Genomic DNA, 23,133 nt, shown 5'->3' on the forward strand with positions numbered 1-23,133 from the left:
TCTGGCCACGTCTGCTACGACCGCTTCGGTGGGGGACTGGTCCGAGGAGGTCTTGGCCGACGTTGTCCTGCCCAGCGCTTTGGGCGGGGTGGTATCTCAACGGTGCCCGGTCGTGGTGTTTGTCGCCGGGCAGCCGGGCAGCGGCAAGACGTTGGTCGTCGACCTGGTGCACCGAGCGCTCGAGCGGCGAGGCGGTGCGGTGCGGGTGGACCGCGACGTCTACAAGGATGTCCACCCCCGCTACGCCGACTTCCTCGGCGAGGACGTGCGCACCGCTGGGGTACGGGTGCGGCCGGAGACCTACAGGTGGCAGGCCGAAGTGGAGGCTCGGGTGCGGGCCGACCGCTATGACGCGGTGGTGGAGGCGCCCTTGCCCGACGCGCAGGGGTTTTTGAACGAGGTGGCCGCGTACCGGCAGGCGGGCTACCGCATCGAGGTCGTGGCCTTGGCGGTGCCCGAGGCCGTCAGCCAGCTCGGCGTTTTGGACCGGTATCTGCGTCTCGCCGATGAGGGCAGGGCCCGGTACGTCTCCTGGGACAACCACGACGCGTGCGCGGCCGCGCTGGTCGACACCCTCCGCATGGTGGAGACCGCGCACCTGGTGGACCGGGTCTTCGTCGTACGGCGTGCCGCCGAGGCACTGGAGGTCATGTACAGCAACGACCTCGGCCCAGACGGGGTCTGGTGCCGCCCGGAGGGCGCGGCAGAGGCGGTGCTCGCTGAGCGCAAGCGCCCGTGGGACGCCAGGGAGACGGGACTGTTCCGCCGTCAGCTCGCCGACGCCGACCGACGCGTGTACGACCACAAGCTGCCGGAGGACTGGTCGCTGGCGGTGCGACGTGATGCCGAGCGTGCGGCCGCCTTGGCCGAGCCGGTCCGGCGGATCGCACAGCCTCGCCGGGAGGCGCCTGGGGTCGATTACCACCGGCTCTCAGCAGATGAACACAAGTGGGTTTTTGATGAGTTGATCGTGCCGTCCCTGCTGGGGCGGATCACGCCGCAGGAGAAACCGGTCGCGGTGTACGTGGTGGGCCAGCCCGGCGCGGGCAAGACCCGGGCCGCTCAGATGGTCCGCCGTACCTTGCGCAGCCCGGCCCACATCACGGGCGACGATTTCAAGTTCTCCCACCCGGACTACCTGCAACTGTTGCGTGAGGAGCCGCGTACGGCTTCCGCGCGGATCCGAGCTGACTACCGGGCCTGGCAGGCGCAGGCCGAGGCGTACGTGCGCGAGCGGCGTGGGGACGTGGTCATTGAGGTCACCCCGTCCAGCGCCGCCGGGTTCGTCGCCGACGCGTCCCTGTACCGGCAGGCCGGCTACCGGGTGGAGCTGGTGGTCCTGGCGGTGCGCGCGGCCGATTCGCGGCAGGGCACGGCCGCCCGCTACACAAAGGTGAGCCGACGGGGCGTGCCCGCCCGGTTCACCACCGTGGTCGGGCACGACGCCCACTTCGCGGTCCTGCCTCAGGTGGTGGCGATGGCGGAGCAGCTGTCGGTCGTCGACGAGGTCCTGGTGATGCGGCGCGATACTCACCCGCTGTATCGCAACGCACAGGATGGGCAGGGGCGTTGGGCGGGGCGTCCCGCCGCCGAACTCGCCCTGGTCGCGGAGCAGGCCCGCCCCTACACCCTGGAGGAGGCCGCCCGGTTCTGGGCCACGCAGCGCTGGCTGCTCGCGGCGATGCCGCAGTACCGCGACGACCTCATCGCGATCGGCGCGCTGGCGTGCCCGCTGATGCCTGCCCAGCAGCCGCGCCATCTGCCGACGTACGCCCCCGCGGCCGCGCTGCCCGTGCCCGTTTAGGCCTGTCGCGGTGGCTCTCAGGCCCGCTCCGGCTATGCCTCAGCGGGCGGCTCGGAGGCTTCCAGTTCCGTGAGACGTCCGGTGTAGAAGTCGGCGATACGCGTGATCTCCTCAGGCCCAGCGTCCTGGAGCCGTGCCTGGTCCTCCACGCACTTCTGGCGCTGCCTCGTCAGCTCATCCAAACGCTGCTGGTCGTCAGAGCGCCGAGCGAGCAGCAGTTGCCGGTTGTACCAGGCGATGACGGCGCCCACGATCTGGCGCGCGTCCTCAGCCCCGACCGTGTTCTCGTCACCCGGGCCCGGGGCCGGCCCTGACGGGGATTGCGGATCGGGGGACGACGGCGAGGGCGATGCGGAGTCGTGCATAGGAAGACCACCTCCGGGGTGTCGGGTACCAACGGCGAAAAGATCATTTTCGGTGTTGGGCTGGACCTGGCCTGTGGCCGGTCACGGTACGCGGCATAGATTGGGTCTCAGGTGATCACTTCTGGGGGGACTTCGTCACATGGCCGACCTTCGTGCGCTGTTCAGCTCCAATGACCCCGTGGGCAGCAACGAGGCATTCACCAACCGTCAGGCCCAGTGGCACCTCGTCGCCACCGCCATCGAGGAGCACCTGCGACACATCGCCGCCTCGGGCTTCGACGTCGAGGATCTGGAGGCGCCCCGCAACAACGTGATCGTGTTCCACGGGGTGGGCGGGGTCGGGAAGTCGACCCTGCTGCGCAAGATCGAGGCGTCGCTCACCGACGCCGAGCAGCGTCCCGTCCAGTGGGGCGAGCCCGCCTGGGCAGGCAAGCGAATCCTGCCGGTCCGTATCGACCTGGCCCGCTCGGCATCGAACGGGTCGGACTACGAACGCGTCTTACTCACGGTCCGCCTCGCCCTTGCAGCCCACATCGGCCGCCCCCTGCCCAGCTTCGACCTGGCGCTGCGCCGCTACTGGGACGCGCAGCACCCCGGCGAGCCGCTCGAGGAGTACGTTCGGCGCACCGGCCTAGCGGGGAAGTTCGGGCAGATGCTGCCGCAGCAGGTTCAGGGCGCGGTCAGCGAGGCCGTCAGCGCCCTGCAACTGCCTGGTCTGGTCGGCTCGGCCGCCGGGCAGGTCGCGTCGGCGCTCATCACGGCACTTCGCGAGCGGCGCGAGCGGGCGCGGGCTCTGGCCGGCTGCAAGAGGACCGCCGATCTGCTGGAGATCGAACCCGACCTGGAGGCGCTCTCCTACTATCCGCACCTGCTGGCATGGGAAATCAGCCGCCTGCCCGCGAAGCACTCGGTGGTGCCAGCCATCCTGCTGGACACTTTCGAGGACACGGGCGACCGCCACCGCGATACCGAGCGCCTGCTACAGCGGCTCGTGTGGCTGATGCCGAACGCGTTCTTCGTCGTCAGCGGCCGCAACCGTCTGCCCTGGGCCAATCCCGCCTTGCAGGGCCAACTGGATTACACCGGTCCGGCAGCCTGGCCCGGCCTGGACACCCAGCAGCCGGCTTCGACCGCAGGGCAGGGCGGCGCCCGCCAGTATCTGATCGGGGACCTCTCCCCGCGCGACTGCGACGACCACCTCGCCCGCCGCCTCACCCAGGACGGCCAGCCGCTGATCAGCCCGGAAATCCGCGAGGTCATCACCGAGCGTTCGCACGGCCTGCCCCTGCACCTGGACCTGGCCGTCAGCCGATTCCTGGAGATCCGTCGTACCGGCCGCACTCCCGTGTCGGCCGACTTCGATCACACCTTCCCCGCCCTCATCGCGCGCACCCTTTCGGACCTGACCACCGACGAACGCCACGTCCTGCGCAGTGCCAGCCTGTTGGACGCCTGGGACCTGGACCTGGCCACCCAGGCCGCCGGCCTCACCCATCAGTCAGCGGCTCGCCGACTCATCGAACGACCGATGATCAGCGAGGACCCGCAAGCGACCTGGCCGTATCACCTGCACGGCGCCATCCGCACCGCGCTGCGCACAGCCGACGACCACACCGAGGACCAGTGGACCCCCGCCGACTGGCACCAGGCCGCCGTGCGCGCACTCGCCGCCCTCGGCCGGCAATGGCAGGATGCCGAGACCGTCGTTCCCGGCCGGATTCTGCTCGTCGCGTGCCTGCGCCAGGGTCTGCGCCTGGCCCGAGACCATCGCCTCGATGACCTCGACTGGCTCACCGACGCCGCCTACGCCTACACCGACGACTCCGTCTGGGAGCCCATCGCCCCACCCACCCAGCAGCCCGCGCCCGGCAACGCCGCACACCAGCCGGGGCCGGACACGCCCGCCGACGCCCTGGCCGAGCTTCTCGCCGCCATCGCCCGCCGCCAGCACGAGCACCGCGAACGCACCGCCGAGCGCCTCACCGCCGTCCTGGACTCCGGTCTGCTGTCCGGCGAGCTCACCGAACTCGCCTTGTATTACCGCGCCAAGGCCCACAAGGACCTCGGCCGCACCGACGCCGCCCTCGACGGCTACCGCCAGGTCGCCAACGCAGACGGCCGGCTCGCTCCGCGCGCCCGCCGCGGCCTGGCCAACCTCGCCCGCATCCGCGGCGACTTCCCCACCGCGCTCGCCGCCATCCCCACCCTGGGCTGGAAGGGCCGCCACCACCGCGTCCTGGGCCATATCCGCTTCCCCCACGGCGACATGGTCCATGCCATCGCCGCGTTCGACGCCGCACGGACGGAAGCTGAACAGCACGACGCCCCGGGCGAGCGGGCCATCGCCCAGACCCTCCTCTCCCTGGCCTGCGCCTTCACCGACCCGGCCCGCGCCGACGACGAACTCGCCCTCGCCCACCAGCTCCTCGGCCAACTCGACCAGCGGGCCACCACTCTCCTCGCCCAGGTCGCCACCCTCGTACGCGACGCCGGCACCAACGACGTCACCGACCGCGCCACCGTGCTGCGCACCGAGATCACCGTCGCCGGGCTCGCCTGGCTCACCCCGCTCCTGGAGACCGCCCTCGCCTTCCACCACGCCGTACGCGGCGCACAAGACGCCCTGACTTCCACCATCGACCGTCTACGCGAGGCAACCGCGAACGGCGACTTCACCTACTACATCCACATCGCAACTGCCATGGGCGACCTGCCCCAGCCCGGCGAGTCGGCCATACAGTGGCTCGACGATGAACCCACCGTCCGTGCCCGCTGGCGCTCCCTGGTCACCGCCCGCCAGCACCACCTCGGATACTGGCCGGGGTGAGACTGCCCCAGGCCGTCCCCGGCTTCCTGACCTGGTCGGTGTGTCGAGCCAATTCCACCGCTGGTCATCAGTGTGAGTATGTGCCGACAAGCTCGCGCAGCGAGTACCCCGAGGCCTTGCGCAGCCGGGCGGCGACGACAGGCTCGATCCCGTACCGCGCGGCTTCCTCGGCGATCGCCGCCACCTCCTGCTGGGTCACCGGGGTCTGGAACATCTGCCGCATCTTGTCGGCGGTCTCGGCCTCGAAGGTGTGGCTGGCCCCGTCCTTCTTGAGTGTCAGGGTCCCGTCGTCGTTGAGGACGGCCTCCGGCTCGCCGTCCTGCGGCACCAGGACCTCGGTGATCAGCTTGATGGGTGTCCCGTCGGGCAAGTACGTGTCGACGACCGCGACATCGGGGTGAAGCGCCTTCCACCCCTGCACCACGTGCGGGGCGGAAGGACGGTGGAGGGCCATGCCGAGCGGGTCGTAGATGACGATGCTCTCGCCCGGCTCCAGCACGGTGAAACCGGCCTGCCGGTAGTACGCCGTGAGGAAAGGGCTGCTGGTGGTGAAGGTGCCCATCATCAGCCGGTATCCGAGACCGCGGTAGTACGCGCTGGCCCTCTCGATCAGGCGATGCCCCAGACGGCGGCCGCCGGCCTCGGGCGCCACGGACAACGCCTCAATGTCCACCACCTGGTTCACAACCCACGACCGGTGCTCAGGGCTCATGTACTTTATGGAGCCGACCCACCCCAGGGGCGGCGCTGCGGCGACCACGGCCACGACGTCGCCCCGCCGGGCCTCGGCGACCCAGGCACCCCGCACCCCGCAGGCGGGGTCGAGCCGGTGATTCCTGGCCGCGAGGCAGGCGATCTCCTCAGCGTCGTCCGGACCAGTGAACTCCACCCGCCCCAGCAGCTTGCGCACCGCGGCCTCGTCAGCGAGCCGGGGCTCGCGGATCAGCATTCCTCCAGCCTCAGCACGCTGTGCCCGAACCGCCGCCCTTGCCCGTGACGCTCTTCCCATGCCCCGCCCAACGACAAAGGCGGTGGCGGGGTCCCCGCCGTTAGGCCGGACGAGTAGCCGCCCACGTGCACTTGGTGTCCTTAGCGTTTGATTCTGCCGCGTGCTGCAAGAGCGGCGAGTCCGAGGAGGATGGGCTCGCTGAACCGGCTGAACATCTCGATCCAGGTGCCGGCGGTGGTGAGGTCCTGGTCGCTGGAGCGGAAGACGACGGAGTTGAGTACGACGTGGCCGGCTTTCTCCGCTCGTTTGAGGGTCCAGCGTTGGCTGAGGGGTCCGGACAGGGTGGGGTCGGCCTTGTCGAGTACCAGGTGGATCCGGTTGCTAGGGGAGGGCATGGTGCCGGTCGCTGTCTGTTTCGGCGTCGGATCGGGCAGGCCCCACAGCACCATCAGCACCATGGTCAGGGTGATGGCGACGCCGAGCGCGGCCAGGGCGCGGGAGGCGCGCAGGCCGTAGCCGGAGACCAGCCAGTAGGCGTGTAGCAGGAGGCGCTCGCCGAAGGGCGTGTCGCGGTCGAGGCGGCGCATCTCCATCTCGCCGAAGTAGAAGTCGGCGGCGCCGGGCTCGTTCTTGCCGTCTTCCAGGGCCTTGCGCAACTGCCGGTAGGTGGCGGCCAGGTCCTTGGGCCCGGGGGTCGCGGCCGGATCGGGGTGGGCGGGGCCGGGTTCCCAGCCGCGGGTCTGTGCGGAACGGCGGCCGGGAAGGGGCAGGGCGCGCCAGTGGTGTTCTTCGGCGATGGTCCGGCGGCGGGTCCAGGGGGCCGGCGGGTCGGCGAAGGGGACGTGGCCTTCGAAGCGAAGCTGGTCGAGGTGGTGGGCGCCGGTGAACAGGCAGTCGGACAAGTCCACTCCGGACAGCGCGAGGAAGGAGACGTCTACGCCCGCCAGCGTGGCGATAGACGGCTGTGGATCTTGTCCGGTCAGCGGTTCTTCGGGGATCAGGTCGTTGTTGAAGGGGAAGGGCCGGGGGTGGAAGTTTATGGCGACGGGCTGGGAGAGCACGGCGTCCAGCAGGTTGATGTCGGCGTAGCGGACGTCGAGAGTGAGCGCCGTGTTGATCTGCGCGGCCTGCAGGAGGATGTGCGCGGCGGCGATCCGTATGCGGATGGGGCAGGTGAGGACGGCTTGGGTCAGGTCCAGTTGGCCTCCGCAGACGATGGGGCCCACGAGGGGCCCGTTGAACGTCGTGTCGGGGAAGGCGACGTCGTCTTTGAAGCGGGCCCCGGCGAATATGGCGTCGCGGCCGAACGCCGATTCGAAGAACCCTGCTCTCCCTTCGACTTCTGCTGAGACGAATACGGCGTCGCTGGTGAATGTCACGGCGTGGAAGGCGGCCTCGCCGAGCAGTTGGGCGCGGGAGAACAGTGCATCGCGCGCGAATTTGGCGTGGTCGAAGTCGGCGTCCGAGCCGAAGAGGGTGTCCTGGAACCAGGCGGTGCCTTGGAAGTCCGCGTGCTCGAAGGCGGCTCCCAGCTGGAAGACGGCTTCCTCGAAGACGGCGTCGCCGTTGAAGGTGACCTCGTAGAACCGGGCGTCTTCTTCGAAGTGGGCGAGCCAGAAGAAGGCCTCGCCAGTGAACGTGACGGAGGTGAAGTCGGCTAGTTCGGGGAAGCGGGCGCGGCCGAACAGGGCCTCGCCGAAGGTGTTGTCGACCGCCGTCTTGAGCTCTTCCAGCAGTCCGCGGGTGAAGGGGACACCGCGGCAGTCCACCGCGGCGCCGGGCGATAACGCCCCGAGCTCCTGGTGTCGCTCATCCGGTTCGAGATTGGGCCAGGCACCGGTCGTACGGCGCCCACGGCACACCGAAGCAGGCGCCGTGGTCGCCCGGGACCCCGCAGGCAGGCCAGCGAAGCCGGGGGTCCTGGGCCAGGAAGGCCAGGATGGGGAGGCCCTGTTGTATCAGGCTCACCGGGTCTGCAGGGCGCCGCTGTCGATGAGGCTCTGGATGTAGGGCGGCCAGTCCCGCTTCAGACTCTGGACAATGCCGTCGCGCACGTTCTGGCGGACCTGCGGGGTGACGTGTTCGACGTCGCCGTTGGTGTAGTGCAGGCGCAGGCCTTCGCGGCTGGCGTCACACAGGATGGCGTGGGCCTTCTGCGTGAGGGTGAGGTACAGCTGCGGGACCTGCGCGTCCAGGAGCTCGTCGATGACGGCCTCGTAGTCGATGCCGAGGTCGCCCCAGTCCTTGCCCTGCTTGTCGAGCCACAGCGTGACGTCCGAAAAGAACACGGCCTCGCCCGGGCCGTCGTTCGGCTCACGGGCCAGACCAGTGGAGAGGTCGAGCACGATGCCGGCACCCTTGCTGACGAGAGAGCGAGGGATCATCGTCGGCGCGATGGCCACCGCGCACTCTCCCCAGCCGTCGCGAGTCTCGGTCGGCCAGGGCAATCCCAGCACGAGCCATCCGGCCGGTGACAGCGGCGAGTTGGTCACCGTCATCTCCCCCTCTTCGTCTTCGTGGTGTCGCGGTCGGTTCGAGTTGATCTTTTCTGTCCGGCTGCGGGGCGAGCAAGACTGCATCGAGCCGTTGCGAGCTCCTGTGGAGTGCGGCGGTTGTGCGGCCTGGGGCGGCCTTCAACTGGGCCGGAGGGCACGGACTGGACGCTGGCAGACCTGGCTTCCACCGCTGGGAGATGAGTCCTTCCACCAGGGCCCATACTGAAGCCGTGCCCATGCACCGTGCCTCCGCTTCCCGTTGGGCTCATGTGGCCGAGCGTCTGCCCGCGCATCTTGAGGAGCTGTCCGGACCTGAGACAGGGACGGTGGAGCTGCCCCTGCATCTTGCGTGGTCGGGGCTCAGGCGCTTTGAGGTGAGTGACGAGAAGCTCCTGGTGGGCCTGTATCGCATTGTGCTCACGAGCGGGCTGCGCGACGACCTGACCGGCTACCTCAATGCCGAGCTGCTCGTGTGGCACTGGCCGCGGTTGCGGATCGCCGTGGGCAAGCTGGTGCGCACGTGCTGGGAGCGGCGTTTTCCTGAACTGGTGGCCACCGGGGCTACTGGCGGCAGAATCCCGGTATGAGCGAACCTGCGCTGGCGGTGGAGCTGCATCACGTCGCGCAAGGGTGGGCGATGCTCGGGAGAATCGCGGTCATGACTGATCACCGTGAAGAGACGGACGGCGGCGGCCGCGAACGGGTGACGCGGATCGTGACCGGCCGCCAGGGCGAGGCGGCGTTCACCCACGGCCCGGTCAAGCAGACCAGCCACATGCACACCCTTGAGGTGGTCACCTTCTCCGGCTCGGAGGAGTCGGATGTCCTGCACGCCGCCGGGTCCTGGATGGCCGAGTATCCGCTCACCCTGATCGTCTCGCTGAACTGGCGCTGGGATCACCCAGACGAGGATCACTCCTGCTGGGTGCTCGACATGACGGTTGATCACGAGCCCGGGATGAACCAGACCGAGGAGTGGTGGCGGGCCGTCAGCGGCGATCCGCGGCTTCGGGAAAGCGGGACGGGACACGACCGGAAGGGATAGGCGGCCCGGCGAGGTCAGCCGCGCATCGAGGTGCCGTGCCGGCGGGCCAGCTTCAGCGTCTGTGCCCAGACGCGTTTCACCTCGGGCTCGGTCTTCCAGTACTTGCGGATGACGGCGGGGCCGCGCGGCGGCTCGGTCTCGGTCAGCAAGGCCGCCATCTCCTCTCCGCCGGTGAAGGCGATGTGCTCCTGGACGCCGCCGTAGTGGAACCACACCTGGTGCGGCGGCTCCTGGTCGACCGCGATGTGTACGGCCTCGAAACCCAGCAGGGCCGCCGTAGTGCCACGGGGTGTTCCCTTGGGAGTTTCGCGGGTCTCCCGGCCTCGGCGGGCACCGGCCGTGGCGAAGAAGGGACAGACCGCACCCGAGAAGATCATGCAGTCACGGTGTCCGGGACCGTCCGTGCGCTTGCACGCGTTCTGCGCAACGGTCTGTTCGGCGTCATCCTGCGCGAACAGCCGGTAGAGGCTCTCCCCGGGAGTGAGGGGGAGGCCGCAGACCGCGCAGCACCCGTGGGCGTACAGCGCGCCACATCGGCGGAAGTCCTGCACGGCCAGTTCAGGTTTGCCACGCAGCCAGAGGTTTTCGGCGGGCACGGGGTAGCCGCGGGGATCGCGGGGGAGACCGGCGATCCGGCCGGGCACGGGCGGGAGTTCGATCATCGGGCCATCTTGTCGGGCCGGAGCGCGCGGCGTACAGGCCACCTTCGCCCGCGAACAGCGCAGCGGCGGAGGCCCGGAGAAGAAGCCGGTCAGTTCACGGGGCGTCGTCTGTCTCGTCGGCGTCGGTCAACGGCGAGGTGGCCTTTCGTGGTCGGCCGCGGGGCTTTTCTGCAGGCCAGTGCTCGTTGAGCTGCTCCAGGAAGCCGTCCGGGTCAGCGACCAGCGCGCTGAGGCACGCCACGACGAAGGCCTTCATCTCTCGGTCGCGGTCGCTTAGCGCCTGCGTGGCCTGCTGTTTCAGGGTGGCGTCGGGACGGACGGTCAGACCTGGGTCTCTGTGCCGATCGCGTCGCTGAGGGGGCATGCGAAGAACTTTTACATAAGTGGCTTGCCACTTTCAAGGCTCGGCGCTACCTTGAAAGTGGCAAGCCACTTATGGGATGTGGAGGAACCTGCCCGTGAAGATCAGTGAACGCAGCAACCCCGCCAGCTACCAGGCCGCCCTCGTGAGCGCGGCGCTCAGCTCGGGCGTCGGCCACGATGCCTCCGACGCCGACCTCGACCAGGCCGCCACCGGGGCGGGCCTGCGGCCCCCGGCGCTCGCCGCGTCGCGCGAGGCCGTCCGGGTCGCCCTCCAGTGCCCGGTCGACTTCATGGACGTCACCGACAGTCCGGACGCAGTCGTCGGCGGCAACGACATCGGGCAGGCCGTGTTCGACGCCGCCAGCGAGCGCCGCCCCCTGGTCGTCCTCGACCACGACGGCCGCCCGGTCGTGATGGTGCCGCAGCCCGTTGAGGAGTCAGCGTGAGCGCCGGCATCAGCCAGGCAGCCGGGGCGCGCGAGATCGAGTTCGCCCCGGCTCTGCCGGACGACCTGAAGGTGGAGACGGGCACCGGCTACCTCCAGCCGGGCGGCCTGGTCGTGCACACCGGCTGGTCCCGCCCGCTGGACGGCGCACCGAACGAGCGGAGCCAGCACCCCGCCTACGAAGGCAGCAGCGTCCAGTGCTGGAACATCTCCACGCCCGACGGGCACCGCGCGAGCCGCTTCCCGTACCTGACCCGCCCGGACGCGGCCTCGGCTGCGGCGCGCATCGTGACCAGCCTGCCCGGCGGGCTCTGGCCTTCCGACGCCGACACCGCGGCGCTGCTGCCGCTCGCCCTGGAGGCCTCCGAATCGCCGGCCATGCTGCCCCTCACGCACAAGGGCAAGCCCAACTGGGGCTCCGGGCTCGGAGGCGACCTCGCCGACTTCTGGATACCCGACACCCGGGCCGCGTACGAGCGGATGATCGACGCCCACGGGCGGATCCCGAAAAACTGCCAGGCGTGCGCCAAGACGGTGCGTCAGCAGAAGCGCCTCGGCTGGATGCCCCGGACCAGTCACTGGCCCCTGTGGTCGGTGCAGGGCCACCGCGGACAGCTCGTCCGTCCGCACTGCTACTGCACCGCCTGCATGCGCATCGACGTGTCCATGGGAACGTTCGGCCCGGGCGTCGACCAAGAGGGCGAGACCGTCCCGGGCGCCATGGCCATCTACCCCTACAGCGCCGTCCCGGGCGTGGTCGACCCCGGCATGGACCGCGGCGAGCGGCCCTTCGCCTGGTTCAACTACTTCCTTAGCGAGGGCGGGTGCGTCGTCATCGATGAGCGCCCCACCGTGGGGCTCTGGCCGACAGGCGTGCGGCATGACGACGCGCTGTTCTGCGAGACCGGAATCACCGGAGAGTTCGGCGTCGACGACGTCACTCCCGGCTCCTAGCACGGATCACCGAAGTTCGAGCGAAGACGTGGGCGGACGCCGGATCCCCGGGAGGTGATCCGGCGTCATCCGCCCTCCCGCGCAAGTGCTCCGATTCCTTCCCGTTCGCGGAGGCACCCTGATGATCACCCGAACCTCTTCGGTCCTGACACACGACGGCCAGCCGGCCGGCCTCGGCCCGGCGGGCAGCAGCGAGCCCGCGTCGTACGGCCTGCCCACGTGGTACGACGAGCAGCACGCCCGGGAGAACGCGACCCGCTACCTGCCCCGCACCGAGGTGGAGGCGACGATCCGCCGCTACCTGGAGGTGAAGCAGACCAGCGAGCTCCTGGGGAACATCCCGGGCACCGAGCTCAGCACCGAGCAGTGGCACTCCCTGTGGGCTGCGGACGGTGAGCTCAACGACCTGTACGCGCGGCTCGACCAGGCCTGCGCTCTGATCTACCTGCCGGACGGATACCGGCCGTCGTACCTCGACCACCTGGCCGAGGCCTACCGGACGGGCGAGATCGTGTCCGTCCGTACGGTGCCGATGGTCGGGAACCTGCCCGTCGAGCACCACGCCTCCCTCGGCGTCTCACGGAAGCCGCTGTCGCGGGTGCCGGAGGGAGCGCGCGTCGAGGCCACCGTGTCGGTCGCCTCGATCCGGCAGGCCAACGGGTACGTGCGCCTGCTGCTGCAGGACGAGGCGGGGCAGGCGGCGCACGCCCGGATCCGCGACGACCGCTGCGCCGTGGCCGACCAGGTCCTCGGGCGCCTGCTCCAGGTCGGCGACCGGGTGGTGGTACGCGGCTACGCGGAGCAGGAGCCGGTCCTGCCCGCCGGTATCAAGACCATCGATGTCTTCACCGTCCAGGCCGCGGCATGAGCACGGCCGCCGCGCCGAAGCTGTGGGCCGCCGGCATCGAGGAGACACGCGGCAGGCTCGCCGAGTGGCTCGATGCCTGCCGACGGCGGCGCGCCGAGGCCCGTGCCTGGTACCAGGCGGGCACGCTGGAGGAGTTGGCGGCGTTGACGGCCCGGTGGCTGAAGGGCCAGATGTGGTGGACTCCCAACGGCCACGTCGGCGGCCCCGACCCTGAGACGTTGCCCCTGGTCGATGTCCTCGCGGACCTCAACCTCGCCGGGATCCTCACCGAGACCAGCCAGCCCGGCGAACTGGCCGTACTCCACGGCAGGCCCTGGCGGCAGCGGGCATACGTCACCGTGTTCGTCGCCCACCCGGAGCCCGCCCAGACGTTGGCCGCGCAGGCCGCCAAGGCCGGACTGGTCGTACGGACGTACCGGCCCGGGCGCCGTGTCGACGAGAACGGGGAACGCGACGCCGTCGACGTGACGACCTGGGAGGGCCACGGTGTCATGACCGGGATGGGGGACCGGATATCGCCGCGCGCGGTACGTCGGACCTTCCCCGGCTGCGACCGCCAGGCCGTACGCGAGGTCGCCACCGCGTGGCAGGTCACGCTCATCGATCCGCAATGGGGCCGGGACACCGTGCTGTGGCCGTTCCTCACCCGCTTCCTCAACTCCCTGCAGGCGGTACCGGCGTGACTGCCGTGAGCGAGCCCGGCCGGGAACGGGCCCGGCGCACCCCGGTGCAGGCCACCCTCGCGGATCAGGTGAACGGCACAGCGTCCCTGGACGCCGCCGCGACCGAGGCCTGGCGTACGTACAACGACGGCACGACGAAGCCGCTGCTGAAGGTGGCGTTGCCGTACGAGCTGGCGCGGCGGTCGGCCGCCTTCCACGAGGCGGGGCACGCCGTCGTCGCCGCCGCGTACGGGGCGCACATCAAGGTCACCGGCGTCATCGACGTGCCCGCCGAGGGAGTCGAGTGGTCGCTGACCGGGCGCACCGAGTTCGACGGGCCGCCGATCCCGTTCTGGCGGTTCGCCGCGCAGTGCGCCGCCGGCGAGCGCGCGCAGGCCCGCTACCTGAAGTCCGCACGCCTGTGGTCTGCGGAGAGCGAGGCCGCGTGTGCCCACCACGACGACTTCGAGTACACCGCCGCCTGGTTCGAGAACGCCGGCCACGTCCTCACCCGCGATGAGGACCTTCCGGACGACGCCCCCTCCGGCATGTCGTGGACCACGGCGTGCCGGATGGCCGACCTGATGCTGTCGATGCTGTGGCCCCAGGTGGAAGCCGTGGCCGCCGGTATCGACGCCCGCGGTCTGCTGACCGGGGACCAGGCCGCCGAACTCGCCGGCGCCACCAACCCGCCGCCCTACACCGGCGACACCGACTGACCACATCCCGCACCACGAACCTCAGCCCGGCCGCCGCGCCGGGCCGAGAACGACACCGACGAGGAAGGGAACACCGAAGTGAGCAGCCACATCGACGCGACGGCCACCGATGGCGAGGACGCCGAATGGATCGCCCGCCAGATCGGGCCCCAGCAGGTCGGAGGCCGGTACTACAACGGGTACTGGGGCCAGGAGTACGAGGTCCTCAGGATCGATGACCAGCCGGACAGCTGGGGGCCGTGGGAGATCTCGGTCCGGTGGGCCGACGGCCGCGAGGACACCCATGCCACGGCGTGGGACGACGAGCGGGACCGCGTCATCGCCCAGCCGCCCGCCCCCGTCGTGACGATCGTGTCCACGGGGCGCTTGCACGACGCCGAGGAGTCCGAGTACGCCGACATCCTGTCGCGCGCCACGGTCGCCGTGGATCTCCGCTTCCACTTCCGGGACCCCCATGTCAGCGCCGATCTGCGCGAGTTGACCGCGCACGACCAGGCGGTGCGCGACACGGTGATGGGCACCCCGGGCGTGCGTGAGCTCCTCGCCGCGACCGCGCTGCAGATCCTGGCGTACCTGACCGGCCCGTCCAAGGCGCCGATCACCGTGGTCACCCAGTGCGCCGGCGGACGTCACCGTGCCGCGGTCACGGCCATAGCGCTGCACGCCGTCGTTGCTGGCGACGTCGAGGAGGCCGCCGCGTACGGGCTGGCCGACGCGGCGAAGGCGTTCGTCGACCGGGGCCTGGTCGTGCAGCTGGCCCACCGTGACATCGACCGGGATGTCGTCCATCGCTGACCGGCAGCCATGGCAGGTTGTCCGGTGCCACTGAACTTGAACCGGTGCCGCTCAGTCGACCTGGAGGACCTCGTTGCGCAGTGCGCGCAGCAAGGTCAGGGCGTCCTGATTGTCGGCGTCGGTGAACGCGTGGATCGCCAGGAGGATGGATCCGGCGACCAGCTTCGCGGCGGCGGGGTCGTCGCCGGCGAGAGCTGCCTGATTGTGCAGGGCGTCGGTCAGGACGAAGACGATGCGGGCCGTCGGATCACTGTTGATCTCCGCGACCAGCCGGCCAGTTTCGTCGTAGTCCATGGTGGCGTCGATGCCGAATGCGGCGATGAGGATGCGGTGGAGTGTGTGCTGTCCGTAGGCGGCCAGCAGTGCCGGCAGCGGCCGCTCGCCGGCACTGCCCGCCAGGACGGCGAGGGCATCGTCGTTGTTTCCGACGACGGCCTCCAGCGCAGCCAGCGCTCGCAGGTGCTCATCGTCAGTCAGCTCGATGTCCATGGCACCGCAGGGTAGGCCAACGCCCGGAAGACACGGCGGTGTTCACCGCGAAACCACCCATCAGGGTTTGGCAACCGGCAGCTACCGGTGTTCGCGGTCAACGTAGGCACGCCACTGACAACGCAGAGAACTCCCTCGCTTCCCGGCTCCGCGCGAAGGATGAGCTATGCGCCAAGTCGGCGTGTGAATTGGCCAGTTGTCCCCGACACTCTTCCGTGGGACAAAAATAGCCCGGTACATTTTTGTCCCATGGAAGCACGTTCCCCTAAAGAGGCGGCCCTCGCTGCGTTGCGGACCTGGCGCAGCTTCATGGACGACCGGAACCCGCTGGTCATCGCAGCCGCCCGGGCAGGCGCATCACAGGCCGAGATCATCGAGGCAAGCGCCCTGGCCAAGGGGACCGTCCAGACGATCCTCAACTCCCGCCAGGAGGACACACAGGTGACCACCACGACCACCGACCCCCTCGCCGGCCTGCATCACCCGCACTACCTGCGAACCGACCGCGAAGGCGTCTTCCGCAAGTTCGTCTTCCGGCCGTTCACCGGCGAGGAGCTGGAGCCGACCAGCGGCGACGACATCTACACCACCCACCGCACGACCCTTGGTCCCGACCTCGCCCAGGAACTGACCGACGAGTACCGCGTCGCCCACCAGCAGTGGCAGCTCGCGCGCTTCAAGACCGCGCTGCGCCCGCTCGCCAAAGAGGCGGCCCCGTTGTGGACCGCCTACGTGACGGCCAAGACCGCCATGGAGGAGATCTTCGCGGCCTTCGACACCACGCCGGACACCATGTGGAAGTCGCAGATCCTGAAGCTGTCCCGCGCGCACGACGCCGCGTGGGAAGCCGCGGTGAACTGGGACTACCACGCCGAGCGCATGGCCGCGCTGGCCGACGAGCACCTCAAGGGAGTCGCCGTCACCATCGCCCTCATCCAGGAGGCCGCCGCCGAGGCCGGGGTCGACTCCAGGGACTGGAAGATCGAGTACTCCGCCGAGGTATACCGCGGCTCGTCCATGGCCGGTGTCCACGACGGCGTACGCCGCCTCATCGACCGCCACAAGACGGAGCTGAAGGCCGGCGGCATGCTCCGCACGGACTGACCCGCTCCCGCACGAAATCGCCCCATCTCCCAAGGAGGACAACGCACATGACGCACGAGGCCTTAACGGTTCCGGAGATCACGGTCGCCCGCTACGCGGCACCGCGAGTTCGTTCCGTACCGGTGACCGAAGTGATCACGGCGAAGCCGCTCGGCGGCCGGCGCCCGGGTCACTACCAGCAGGTGCTGCTGGACACCCGCAGCGGTGAGCTGCGCTTCCACGAGATCCCGGAGAACTGGGAGCCGTGGAACCCCGCCTGGAAGTCGATCAGCGACGTACCGCGCGACACCTACAAGCGGTGGCACCCCGGCACGTTCTTCTCGGGCGTCGGACCCCACCAGTGGTTCGAGCCGGTGCCCGAGCTGCTGTCCTGGACCATCGACTCCGGCGTGGAGGAACTCCCGTACCTGGACGTCGACGCCGCCAACGCGCTGCTGCAGGAGCTGGCACCGTACGCGCAGGCCCTGCTGGACGGCCTCTTCGACGCGGGCGGTGACCTCGACTGGTCCGCCGACTCCGGCCACGCCGGCCGCAACATCACGCGCCTGTGCAAGCGGGACCGGAAGGCCGCCGGCCCCGAGGCGGACGCCCACCTGGTCGACTACGGCACCATCGTGGCCCGCTTCCCGCAGGTGTACCGGCCGAACCTGCTGCGCAGGTCGCTGGACGAAATGGCCGAGAACTGCGAGTCGATCACCCGGTACCTCGGGAGCAACGAGCACTGGCACCCGGAGGTCAACGAGGCCTTCGGCATCCCCTACCGCGACGGGAGCGGCAAGGGCCACGACGTCCTGGGCGCACGCGCCTGGTACCGGAGCGTCCTCATGAACGGTGACCCCAGGCCGCTCAAGGAGTTCCGGGACTGGGACATCGAGCACGGCCGCCTGGCCGCCGGTGACATCACGTCCACCTCCACGGACGCCCAACTCGACCACTGGGCCGACCGCGAGGAGGAGAACGCCGCACGACGGGGCTGGCGCCTGCTGGGAGTACGGGAGGCCGCCTCCGCGTATCGGGACCATCTGCGCGACCGGGTCTGGGACCGGCTGGCCGTCCTCGGTGCCGACATCGCCGAGCTGGAGCACTCGACGGACTCCGTGGACAAGGAGCTGGAGTCGACCCGCCAGGAACGCCAGCAACTGGTCACGGACGCGATCGGCTGGGGCCGCAGCGACAGCGAGATCGCCATCCGTGCCAGGGTGCCCCGGCGGACGGTGCACGAGCTCCGCGACCCCGTGGCCGCGGGGCAACAGAAGTAGGCGTGCCCGGGACTGCCGTTAACAGCCCCGGACACCGGATCATCATCCACCCGGAGCCCCGCCCTGTGCGGGGCTCCGGCCGTTTCCGGTTCGTTTCCGCGAGCCGGGAACAGCGCGGCAGTTACCGAGGGCCACGACACAGAGTGCCGTCCTCGAGCACTCGGGAACGCTGCTACTCGTCTTGCTCGTTCTCGATCGGCGACTCGCCTCGAACGATCTTCTGCATCACGGCTTGCAGCGAGCGCAGCAGCTCCCGCTCGGCATCCTCCGTTCTGAACTCGATGTTCCACTGCCGGACGTCGTCGACCAGGCCCTCAATGGTTTCGTCGAGGCGCTGCCGCAGCAGACCGGGACGGAGGGCTTCGACCTCGACGGCCGTGTGCGGATCGATGCGTTCGCGCAGGCACTCCTCGCGGTAGCGAGCAAAGTTGACGTCGCGAGTGTTGACGTCGTGGGTGGTGAGCCGGCCGGAGCGGACGTCATCGGCGGTGATGGCGATCTGCCGGAACTCCAGGTCGAGTTCGCCATTGCCGTAGCGCGCCATCCGCTCGACCACCGAGCGAGGGACACATCGGCCGGTAGGGTCCCAGTCGCCGCAGTAGATCACCGTCACGCCTTTGCCCTGGTGCGCGTATTGCTGCACGGCCTCATAGACGAAGGTCTTGGAGGACTGGCCGCGGCAGGAGTACAGGCCCACGCCCCAGGCAGAGGTGACCGGCAGGAGCACGCCACCGACCGAGTCGCTCTCGCACCAGACCTCGACGCGGCGGGACTGTGAGGCCCACAGGTTGCGCCGGTAGCTCTCTGTGTTGTGGTGCATGGCGTCGTCGAGCGAGTCGTACTGGGTCTCCTGCCGGATCATGCGAGTGCCGTCGGTGATCCACTCCCAAGGCAGCCTCCCGGTCTCCCGCAGGAAGCCGACCTCACGGACGACGACGGAGTAGTTCCGGCGGGAGTGGCCGGTGTCCTTGTCCCACAGAAGCCCGATGCCGAGGTAGTAGACGTGGCGGACGCTGCACGGCTGTGCTGCCTCCGCCAGCTCGCAGATCGCCGCCCGTAGGGTCTCCACCTGCGCTTTTGTACGGCGAGGCCGTTTTATGGAGCTAGCGTCATAACTCGCCATGCTTCCAGTGAACTCCCGCGGCGGCGCCATCGTCACCGCCTCGCGAACCTGCGTGTCTTTCAGCTGATCCCGGGCTACTTACCCCACGCGCCTGTTGAGTCCTGCGGACCCCGCTGATCAGGCGCTCGCGTCAGCGACAGCCGCGCGGAACTCCTGCGTCATCAGGGTCGCCGAGCCGCGCTGGACGGGAGCATCGCCGGGCTCCGCCGACACCCTGGCCACCGCGGCGCTCATCCGCTCGTACCTCGCCGCGTCGACCACCGCGCGATGCTCCTCGGGGACCTCCCTGGTGTCCCGAATGGCGACCATCGTGCCGAAGCGGGTGCCGATCCACCCGATCGTCTCGACCTTCCAGTCCAGCTGCCGGGCCGCCCTGCGCATCGCGGCCCTGATCAGTTCGACTCCGCCGAGCCCGACGGCTTCCTCGTCGTCCAGGCGCACCTCGTAGGAGCCGCCGTAGCCGCCGGCCCCCTCGGGACAGGTGCGGCGCAGCAACGGGACCATGGCTTCGGCCATGGCCATGCAGCGCGAGTCGTTCGCGTAGGAAGCCATCGACGTCATCGTAGAACCGCCCGGGCGCCACGGACCGCCGTTCGGCAGGACGTTCACTCGAAGAGGACCGCTCCGAGCGCGGCACAGCCAAGTCCCGTGCGGAGAGCGGCTTCCCGGCCGCCAAGGACGAGCAGTCCCTCGGTGCCAGCCGCGCGCCACCTCGCGTACCTGGAAACCCTGATCCCGGACCGGACGATGATCGACTTAGACCCCCTCGGCCCCGTGAGTCGGTAGAGAATGGTGACATCTGGGTGCGCGGCGAGCCGCCCGCGTGCGTTTGGGGAGGAGTGCCGGGATGGCGCTGGACTGGGACCGGATCGGTGCGGGGGACAGCGAGGCGATCCTGCGTCCCCGGGACATCTACGCGGGGCTGGCCAACCGCCCGTGGCCCTATCTGCGCCACGAGCAGGGCGAAGTGCTCGATGAGTGGTTCGACCACCGCCGGCACGAACCGGATGTCGTGATCAAGCAGAACACCGGCGGCGGCAAGACCGCCGTCGGTCTGCTGATCGCGCAGAGCACCCTGAACGAGGGCATCGGCAAGGCCGTGTATCTGGCCCCGGACAAGTACCTGGTCCGCCAGGTCCGCGAAGAGGCCGCGAAGCTCAGCGTGGCCACCACCGACGATCCCCAGGACCCGGCGTTCCTCGCCGCCCAGGCCGTGCTTGTGACGAACTACTACAAGCTGATCAACGGCAAGTCGGTGTTCGGGATCGTCGGCGACGGGCGTCAGCCGGTCGATCTGGGGATCGTCGTCGTCGACGACGCCCACGCCGCGCTGGCGACTGCGGAGGACCAGTTCCGGCTGCGGGTGCCGGCGAGCCACGAGGCGTACCAGAAGCTGCTGGACCTGTTCGCTGAGGACCTGCAACACCAGTCGGCGAACGCGTGGGCGCAACTCCAGACCAAGGACCCCACAGCCCTGGCGCCGATCCCGTTCTGGGCGTGGGCGGACAAGAAGGCCCGGGTCATGGAGATCCTCCACCCCCACCGGTTCGACGACGCCTTCAAGTTCGCCTGGCCGCTGATCGCCGAAGTGCTGCACCTGTGCACCGCGACGGCCACGACGAAGGCCGTGGAGATCCGGCCTTCGTGCCCGCCGATCGACCGCATCCCCTCGTTCGTACGCGCACGCCGACGCGTCTACCTCACCGCGACGCTCTCCGACGACAGCGCCCTCGTTACAGACCTCGACGCCGATCCCGCCCTCGTCGCCCGGCCCGTCACCCCGGGCAGCGCGGCCGATCTCGGAGACCGGATGATCCTGGCGCCGGTCGCGCTCAACCCGGAGCTCGACCCCGAGGCCGTACGGCAGCTGGCCCGCCAGTTCGCCAACGGGGACCGGGACGGCGACGGCATCGCCGAGGACAAGCCGGTCAACGTCGTGGTCCTGGTGCCCAGCGACAAGGCCGCGAAGGCCTGGGAAAGCTACGCCGACCGCACCCACCGCGTCGGCGACCTCGCTGTCGGCGTCAAGGAACTACAGGCTGGCTATGTCGGCCTGGTGGTCCTGGTCAACAAGTACGACGGCGTCGACCTGCCCGCAGACGCCTGCCGCCTGCTGATCCTCGACGGGATCCCGCGTCCCCTGGACGGAGTGGAGCGGCGCGAGGCGGTCGCGCTGGCCGACAGCATGGTCCGCCTGGCCCGCGAGGTGCAGCGGATCGAACAGGGCATGGGCCGCGGCGTGCGCGACAGCGAGGACTACTGCGCCGTGCTGCTGCTCGGTGCCAGCCTAGGCGTCGCCATCCACGAACCGCGCCACCTGAGCCTGTTCTCGCCCGCCACCCAAGCCCAACTCAAGCTCAGCAGCGACATCGCACGGCAGATCAAGGGCGAGGGCTTGGACTCCGTGCGCCAGGCACTGCGGGCCTGCCTCGGCCGAGCGCCTCAGTGGACCGAGCGCAGCCGGCGGGCGCTCGCCGAGGTGCGATACGCCCCGCACGGGACCGTACGACCGGAGGCCATTGCGCTGCGCGAAGCCTTCGACCTGGCGGCAACCGGACGGACCACCGCGGCGGCCGACTGTATCCAGCTGACCGTGAACGACCTCGACGACAAGGCGTTGCGGGGCTGGCTGAGGGAGCAGAAGGCCGCCTATCTGCACATGACGGATCCTGTCGCCGCCCAGCAGGTGCTGGCCGGGGCGCTGGACGAGAACCAGTTCGTCCTGAAGCCCGCGGGCGGTGTGGAACCGACGCAGATCAAGGCGGCCGCCGTGCAAGCCCGAGAGGCCGCGACGTTTCTGTCCGCCGAATACGGCGACGGCGTCAACCTGGTCCTGGGGGTGAAAGCACTGCTCGAGGAAGTGGTGTGGGGCGATGAGGACCGCTCCGACGACGCCGAGCGGGCATGGGAGCGGTTGGGCCGCCACCTCGGGTTCGTGAGCACGCGGCCGGAGAAGCTGTACGGCACGGGTCCGGACAATCTCTGGGCGCTGTCGGCCGCGCGGCAGGCGGTGATCGAGCTGAAGACCGGGTGCGTCACCGACACGATCGCCAAGAAGGACGCGGACCAGCTCGGCGGCAGCATCCGCTGGCTCAACAAGAACAACCCCGAGGTCAGGGCCCTGCCTGTCATGGTGCATCCCAGCCGCGTCTGCGATGCCAAGGCCACCCCGCAGCCGGGGATGCGCGTGGTGACGCCGACCAAGTACGAGCTCCTGAAGCAGGCGGTCGTCCAGTACGCCCTCGCGCTCGCCAGCGACCTCGGCCGGTGGGGCGACGAGCAGGCTGTCGCCGCTCAGCTCGCTCACCACAAGCTCACGGGTGACCGCTTCTTCGACACGTACTCCGAGGCCGCGCGAACGAGCGCGTGACGATCACGCGCCCCGCGCGAGTCGACGAGCGCCTGGTACGTTCCCTGAAGACTTGAAGGGGCACCCGCCGTCCGTCGGCCGCTGCCCCTCTCTTCTTGCTCGAACGCCTTCGGCGGGAGCCGGATCCGCTGGTACCGTCGCTCGTATGGACCAGAACGGATCCCAGGTGCCGCCCTTCGAGCCGGAGGAGTACGCGCGCGTCGCGGCAGCCGCCGACATCGTCGGAAAGTCCCCCGAGGACTTCGTCCGCGACGCTGTGCTCAAGGCCGCCGACGACCCGTTCCTCAAGGCCCTCGGCCGGACCCGCGACCGCGTCCCGCAGCTCGCCGAGGTCTTCGCCACCCAGGACACCCACGCCGCCGACACCAGCACGGCCGCGTGGCCCGATCCCGCGCCCATGAGCAGCCGTGACCTGCACGATTTCCCGCAGCACGGTCACGCCGCGTGACCCGATTCCTCACCCCGCAAGAACTCCTACAGATCGCGCAGACCCTCCCGGGCGACCCGGCCTGTCTCGATCTGGGTGTGCTGGACGCCGTCTGCGCCCGGGCCCAGGCGCACTACATGGGCCGCGACGTGTACGCGAGCGACTGGCTCAAGTCCGCCGCCATGCTGGAGTCCATCGCGCTGCACGAGCCGCTGGAGGCGAAGAACGAGTTCTTCGCCTGGCTGGTCGCCGAGACGTTCCTCAACACCAACGGCGTCACACTGGACTACGAGCCGGAGGAAGCCCTCGCTCTCGTCATGCGCGCCAAGCACAAGGGCGCCCGCGTCCAGGAGGTCGCCGCGCAACTGCGAGCCTGGTCCACCGGCTGAGGCCCGGCCAGCCCTCGGG

Annotated in this window: 24 protein-coding genes; 15 read left to right on the top strand and 9 right to left on the bottom strand. The window is 69.7% G+C overall.

Annotated elements, in window-relative coordinates; genetic code table 11:
• The first annotated feature begins 28 nt into the window (after positions 1-28).
• On the top strand, positions 29-1,804 hold the full coding sequence (locus EF387_RS33205) for a zeta toxin family protein (protein ID WP_420802650.1): 1,776 nt from the start codon (positions 29-31) through the stop codon (positions 1,802-1,804).
• Between the two features lie 32 nt (positions 1,805-1,836).
• On the opposite strand, the gene EF387_RS33210 is transcribed toward EF387_RS33205, so the two are convergent.
• Positions 1,837-2,169 (bottom strand): hypothetical protein, encoded by a 333-nt coding sequence (locus EF387_RS33210; protein WP_202918443.1) that lies wholly within the window; start codon positions 2,167-2,169, stop codon positions 1,837-1,839.
• Between the two features lie 139 nt (positions 2,170-2,308).
• Between EF387_RS33210 and EF387_RS33215 the strand changes: the two genes are divergently transcribed.
• Positions 2,309-4,996, top strand: coding sequence for an ATP/GTP-binding protein (locus EF387_RS33215; RefSeq protein WP_128380373.1), 2,688 nt, complete (start codon positions 2,309-2,311; stop codon positions 4,994-4,996).
• A gap of 67 nt (positions 4,997-5,063) precedes the next feature.
• Here the strand turns inward: EF387_RS33215 and EF387_RS33220 are convergent, their stop codons facing one another.
• The 3 genes from EF387_RS33220 to EF387_RS33230 all read right to left on the bottom strand — a co-directional run bounded on the left by EF387_RS33220 (position 5,064) and on the right by EF387_RS33230 (position 8,443).
• A complete protein-coding gene (locus EF387_RS33220) occupies positions 5,064-5,945 on the bottom strand; it encodes a GNAT family N-acetyltransferase (protein ID WP_128380374.1) in 882 nt (293 codons plus the stop codon).
• A 140-nt stretch (positions 5,946-6,085) separates the two neighbouring features.
• Complete coding sequence (locus tag EF387_RS33225) at positions 6,086-7,714, bottom strand: pentapeptide repeat-containing protein (protein ID WP_162467253.1); 1,629 nt, start codon at positions 7,712-7,714, stop codon at positions 6,086-6,088.
• 195 nt (positions 7,715-7,909) lie between these two features.
• Positions 7,910-8,443: a hypothetical protein gene (locus EF387_RS33230; protein ID WP_128380376.1), complete on the bottom strand. Its 534-nt coding sequence runs from the start codon at positions 8,441-8,443 to the stop codon at positions 7,910-7,912.
• 233 nt (positions 8,444-8,676) lie between these two features.
• Here EF387_RS33230 and EF387_RS33235 point away from each other — a divergent pair, with 233 nt between their 5' ends.
• Together EF387_RS33235 and EF387_RS33240 are read left to right on the top strand one after the other, a co-directional pair.
• Positions 8,677-9,027, top strand: coding sequence for a hypothetical protein (locus EF387_RS33235; protein ID WP_128380459.1), 351 nt, complete (start codon positions 8,677-8,679; stop codon positions 9,025-9,027).
• A 71-nt stretch (positions 9,028-9,098) separates the two neighbouring features.
• Complete coding sequence (locus EF387_RS33240) at positions 9,099-9,485, top strand: hypothetical protein (RefSeq protein ID WP_128380377.1); 387 nt, start codon at positions 9,099-9,101, stop codon at positions 9,483-9,485.
• A gap of 14 nt (positions 9,486-9,499) precedes the next feature.
• Here EF387_RS33240 and EF387_RS33245 read toward each other — a convergent pair whose 3' ends face one another.
• Together EF387_RS33245 and EF387_RS33250 are read right to left on the bottom strand one after the other, a co-directional pair.
• The gene (locus tag EF387_RS33245; protein WP_128380378.1) at positions 9,500-10,147 is read right to left on the bottom strand and encodes a hypothetical protein; all 648 of its coding nucleotides are present in this window, start codon (positions 10,145-10,147) and stop codon (positions 9,500-9,502) included.
• A gap of 94 nt (positions 10,148-10,241) precedes the next feature.
• On the bottom strand, positions 10,242-10,511 hold the full coding sequence (locus EF387_RS33250) for a hypothetical protein (RefSeq protein ID WP_128380379.1): 270 nt from the start codon (positions 10,509-10,511) through the stop codon (positions 10,242-10,244).
• A gap of 94 nt (positions 10,512-10,605) precedes the next feature.
• Here EF387_RS33250 and EF387_RS33255 point away from each other — a divergent pair, with 94 nt between their 5' ends.
• From EF387_RS33255 to EF387_RS33280, 6 genes are all read left to right on the top strand, one after another.
• A complete protein-coding gene (locus EF387_RS33255) occupies positions 10,606-10,956 on the top strand; it encodes a hypothetical protein (protein WP_128380380.1) in 351 nt (116 codons plus the stop codon).
• Positions 10,953-11,909 carry a hypothetical protein gene (locus EF387_RS33260; protein WP_128380381.1) on the top strand — a complete coding sequence of 319 codons (957 nt, stop codon included), beginning with the start codon at positions 10,953-10,955 and terminating at the stop codon, positions 11,907-11,909. The genes EF387_RS33255 and EF387_RS33260 overlap by 4 nt, the downstream gene beginning before the upstream one ends.
• 121 nt (positions 11,910-12,030) lie before the next feature.
• Positions 12,031-12,777, top strand: coding sequence for a hypothetical protein (locus tag EF387_RS33265; RefSeq protein ID WP_128380382.1), 747 nt, complete (start codon positions 12,031-12,033; stop codon positions 12,775-12,777).
• Positions 12,774-13,460 (top strand): DUF6919 domain-containing protein, encoded by a 687-nt coding sequence (locus EF387_RS33270; protein WP_128380383.1) that lies wholly within the window; start codon positions 12,774-12,776, stop codon positions 13,458-13,460. Before EF387_RS33265 ends, EF387_RS33270 begins: the two co-directional genes overlap by 4 nt.
• Complete coding sequence (locus EF387_RS33275) at positions 13,457-14,158, top strand: hypothetical protein (RefSeq protein ID WP_128380384.1); 702 nt, start codon at positions 13,457-13,459, stop codon at positions 14,156-14,158. Before EF387_RS33270 ends, EF387_RS33275 begins: the two co-directional genes overlap by 4 nt.
• Before the next feature lie 78 nt (positions 14,159-14,236).
• A complete protein-coding gene (locus tag EF387_RS33280; RefSeq protein WP_238431841.1) occupies positions 14,237-14,953 on the top strand; it encodes a RapZ C-terminal domain-containing protein in 717 nt (238 codons plus the stop codon).
• A 51-nt stretch (positions 14,954-15,004) separates the two neighbouring features.
• Here EF387_RS33280 and EF387_RS33285 read toward each other — a convergent pair whose 3' ends face one another.
• Complete coding sequence (locus EF387_RS33285) at positions 15,005-15,442, bottom strand: hypothetical protein (RefSeq protein ID WP_128380385.1); 438 nt, start codon at positions 15,440-15,442, stop codon at positions 15,005-15,007.
• A 249-nt stretch (positions 15,443-15,691) separates the two neighbouring features.
• Between EF387_RS33285 and EF387_RS33290 the strand changes: the two genes are divergently transcribed.
• Together EF387_RS33290 and EF387_RS33295 are read left to right on the top strand one after the other, a co-directional pair.
• A complete protein-coding gene (locus EF387_RS33290; protein ID WP_128380386.1) occupies positions 15,692-16,546 on the top strand; it encodes a hypothetical protein in 855 nt (284 codons plus the stop codon).
• Positions 16,547-16,593: 47 nt separating this feature from the next.
• Positions 16,594-17,805 (top strand): hypothetical protein, encoded by a 1,212-nt coding sequence (locus tag EF387_RS33295; protein ID WP_128380387.1) that lies wholly within the window; start codon positions 16,594-16,596, stop codon positions 17,803-17,805.
• A gap of 172 nt (positions 17,806-17,977) precedes the next feature.
• Here EF387_RS33295 and EF387_RS33300 read toward each other — a convergent pair whose 3' ends face one another.
• Positions 17,978-18,874 (bottom strand): hypothetical protein, encoded by an 897-nt coding sequence (locus EF387_RS33300; RefSeq protein WP_128380388.1) that lies wholly within the window; start codon positions 18,872-18,874, stop codon positions 17,978-17,980.
• 171 nt (positions 18,875-19,045) lie between these two features.
• Positions 19,046-19,480 (bottom strand): hypothetical protein, encoded by a 435-nt coding sequence (locus tag EF387_RS33305; protein ID WP_238431842.1) that lies wholly within the window; start codon positions 19,478-19,480, stop codon positions 19,046-19,048.
• 295 nt (positions 19,481-19,775) lie between these two features.
• Between EF387_RS33305 and EF387_RS33310 the strand changes: the two genes are divergently transcribed.
• The 3 genes from EF387_RS33310 to EF387_RS33320 all read left to right on the top strand — a co-directional run bounded on the left by EF387_RS33310 (position 19,776) and on the right by EF387_RS33320 (position 23,114).
• Positions 19,776-22,298 carry a DEAD/DEAH box helicase gene (locus EF387_RS33310; RefSeq protein WP_128380389.1) on the top strand — a complete coding sequence of 841 codons (2,523 nt, stop codon included), beginning with the start codon at positions 19,776-19,778 and terminating at the stop codon, positions 22,296-22,298.
• A 145-nt stretch (positions 22,299-22,443) separates the two neighbouring features.
• Positions 22,444-22,746, top strand: a complete 303-nt coding sequence (locus tag EF387_RS33315; RefSeq protein ID WP_128380390.1) for a hypothetical protein — start codon at positions 22,444-22,446, stop codon at positions 22,744-22,746.
• Positions 22,743-23,114, top strand: a complete 372-nt coding sequence (locus EF387_RS33320) for a type II toxin-antitoxin system death-on-curing family toxin (protein WP_128380391.1) — start codon at positions 22,743-22,745, stop codon at positions 23,112-23,114. Before EF387_RS33315 ends, EF387_RS33320 begins: the two co-directional genes overlap by 4 nt.
• The last annotated feature ends 19 nt before the right edge of the window (positions 23,115-23,133 follow it).

The organism is Streptomyces cavernae, from assembly GCF_004023625.1.
Lineage (GTDB): Bacteria > Actinomycetota > Actinomycetes > Streptomycetales > Streptomycetaceae > Streptomyces > Streptomyces cavernae.